The organism is Streptomyces sp. MB09-02B (assembly GCF_033794485.1).
Lineage (GTDB): Bacteria > Actinomycetota > Actinomycetes > Streptomycetales > Streptomycetaceae > Streptomyces.
The window spans coordinates 1-2,815 of sequence record NZ_JARGEE010000698.1 but is presented as its reverse complement, the minus strand read 5'-3'; the positions used below and the strand labels follow the sequence as shown (position 1 = coordinate 2,815).

The window sequence follows — 2,815 nt, the reverse complement described above, 5'->3', positions numbered from 1 at the left end:
CCCCCAACCCGCCTACTCCTCCCCGGCCCTCCTCCAGACCGCCACCGACCTCCTCGCCGACCTGCGCCGCACGGACCCCCGGCTGCTGCTCTCGGCCTGCGACACCGCGCACCTCGCCCCGGGCGTGGCCGCCTGGCTGGAGCGCGACCTCACCCCCACCGCCGTACGCCACGCCCTGACCGGCGATCTCCCGAACGAGCCGCTGCACCGCCCGGCCGCCCTCCTGGCCCACCGGCTCACGGACCGACTCCCGCCCCCGCCGCCGTTCCGCGCCCCGGCATCACCGCCACCCGTCCACTACGGGATGACGAACTGCGACGGTTGCGACCGCGGCTTCCGGGGCCCGAGGGGCAGCCGCTGCCGCGACTGCGGGCCCGACCACGCCACGCCCGACCTCATGGAGGCCACCTAGCATGAACGTGACGATCCTTGCCTCCGGGCACAGACGAGGAGCGAGCGCCATGACCATCACCCCGGACAACGCGCGGCACGGCGCCTCCCACTCCTACCGAGCCATGCGGGACTTCGTTCAGTCGATGGACGACACCCTCCCCGGCAAGTTCGAGATCACCAAGGAAGGGATCGTTCACGACATGATGGCGCCCGTCGGCCCGCACGAGCTGACCACGCTGCATCTCCGGAAGCGCCTTGAGAAAGTCATGCCGGAAGAGCTGGTCGCTCACACAGGGACGCCTGACGTAGAGGCAGAACCCGAAGGCATCATGCGCCACCCCGACGTCATGGTGATCGCCTGGGCGGACATGGACGTCCCGGGCACCTTCGACCCGCGGACGCTCGTCGCCGCTATCGAAGTCGTGTCCCGCTCCAACCCCGACAACGACTGGGTCGGCAAGGTCCGCGACTACCCCCTGCTCGGCATCCCCGTCTACGCCGTCTTCGACCCACGCAGCGGCACCGGCGCCGTACTCACCGACATCCACGCCACCCCGGACGGCCCGCGCTACGCCACACGCAAGGACTTCGTCTACGGCGAGGACGTCACCGTCGCCGACTGGACCATCTCCACGGAGAACCTGCCCCGTTACCCGGACAAGGGCTGAGGGCGACGCCCGTCACCTCCCCGCCGCAAGCCCCTCCCGCAGCGTCCCGTACGCCGGCTTCCGCCCGTACTCCTCGTCCATCGGAGTCGCCGAGCCCTGGCCCTCGAAGACGCCCGGCACCCAGGAGTACTTGTCCGTGAAGCCCCACACGGTGAAGGACCCGCAGCTCCGGGCGCCCAGACAGGCGTCCAGCAGCCGCCGGTAGTACTCCGCCTGGGTCGCGAGCTTGTCGGAATCGGTCGGCAGGATCATCCGCACGTCCACCTCCGTGAACGCCGTCCGCATCCCCAGCGCCTCGAAGCGGGCCAGGTTCTCCGCGACCTGCCCCGGGAAGCCGTACTGGATCGCGAGGTGTCCCTGCGCGCCGAACCCCTGCACCGGTACGCCCTCCGCGCGCAACCGCTTCGCCAGTTCGTAGTACGCCGTGGACTTCGCGTTGACGCCCTCCACGTTGTAGTCGTTGAGGAAGAGCTTCGCCTTCGGGTCGGCGGCGTGGGCCCAGCGGAACGCGTCCGCGATGTACGACGGGCCCAGCTCACGCAGCCAGATGGAGTTCCGCAGGCTGCCGTCCTCCTCGAAGACCTCGTTGACCACGTCCCACTGCTGGATCCTGCCCTTGTACCGCTTCACCTCGGTGGTGATGTGCTTGCGCAGGATCCCCCTCAGCTCCGCCGCGCCGATCGAGCCGTCCGCCACCCCGGCCGTCAGCCAGCCCGGCAGTTGGCTGTGCCAGACCAGCGTGTGCCCGCGCACCACCTGCCCGTTCGCCCGCGCGAAACGGACCAGGTCGTCGGCGGCCTTCCAGTCGTACTCACCTCGCCGCGGCTCCACCGACTCCCACTTCATGACGTTCTCGGCGGTCACCGAGTTGAACTCGCGTGCGGTTGTTCTGCGGTACGTCCGGTCGTCCGCGAGGGCCGCCATGTCGACGGCCGTGCCGACACGGACACCCGCCCGGTCGGCGAGCGTCCGCAGCGACGGGCCGGAATGAGGGCCGTGCGCCGAGGCCGGCTGCACGGCCACCGCCGTGGACAGCAACGCCCCGGCGACCACCCCGAGCGCGGGCAGGCGAAAGCGGTTCAGGTACGTCATCCTCAGGTCCCTTCTCAGATCCGGCGGCTCTCCAGCGGCCCCAGATACGTCGGCGTCAACCCACCCGTGTCGATCACCAGGCGCTGCACCACCACCGTCGGGTCGACCATCCAGAACGTCAGCCGGTGCACCCCGGGCCCCGCGACCGCGTGCCGGGTCACCGTCACGTTGACGTTGTCCGAGGTGTTGCGCGCCCACTGCTTGTTCATGACCCCGTCGTCGGCCCCGTTGACGGCGTTGATGTCGACGACCTGGGGTTCCCCGCCGTCGAACGACACCCCGTACCGCAGACCACCCGTCGCGAGCGTCGGATTCCTCGGCGACAGGTACGCCCGGACCGTCACCTCCTCCACGGCCGACACGAGACTGACCTCGTACTCCAGACGCGGCCCGGCGCCGCCCGGTGTCTGCCGGGGCGCCGTCACGGGCCACGGCGTCACCCCCGCCCCCGTACGCCCGATCCGCTCGATCCGGCGCCAGCGCACCCGTCCGTCGGCCGACCCCACCGCCCGCGCGTAGTGCTCCGCGTCGATCGCCACATAGCCGCCCGCCTCGACGAACCCGCGCAGCCCCCGGACCTCCCTCGCCGACGGTTTCTCCGCGACGGCCTTCACCGTGACCGAGGCCCCCGCCCCGCTCACCGTCAACGCCCCCTCCACGCG

General features: G+C 71.0%; 2 protein-coding genes and 2 pseudogenes. 2 read left to right on the top strand and 2 right to left on the bottom strand.

Annotated features, from left to right (window positions below):
- Both P1P70_RS42995 and P1P70_RS42990 read left to right on the top strand, forming a co-directional pair.
- Positions 1 to 412, top strand: a pseudogene (locus tag P1P70_RS42995) (helix-turn-helix domain-containing protein); the annotation flags it as partial.
- Between the two features lie 49 nt (positions 413 to 461).
- Positions 462 to 1,061 (top strand): Uma2 family endonuclease, encoded by a 600-nt coding sequence (locus P1P70_RS42990; RefSeq protein WP_319247699.1) that lies wholly within the window; start codon positions 462 to 464, stop codon positions 1,059 to 1,061.
- A gap of 12 nt (positions 1,062 to 1,073) precedes the next feature.
- Here P1P70_RS42990 and P1P70_RS42985 read toward each other — a convergent pair whose 3' ends face one another.
- On the bottom strand, positions 1,074 to 2,153 hold the full coding sequence (locus P1P70_RS42985) for an endo-1,4-beta-xylanase (protein WP_319247697.1): 1,080 nt from the start codon (positions 2,151 to 2,153) through the stop codon (positions 1,074 to 1,076).
- A gap of 14 nt (positions 2,154 to 2,167) precedes the next feature.
- A pseudogene (locus P1P70_RS42980) lies at positions 2,168 to 2,815 on the bottom strand (glycosyl hydrolase); the annotation flags it as partial.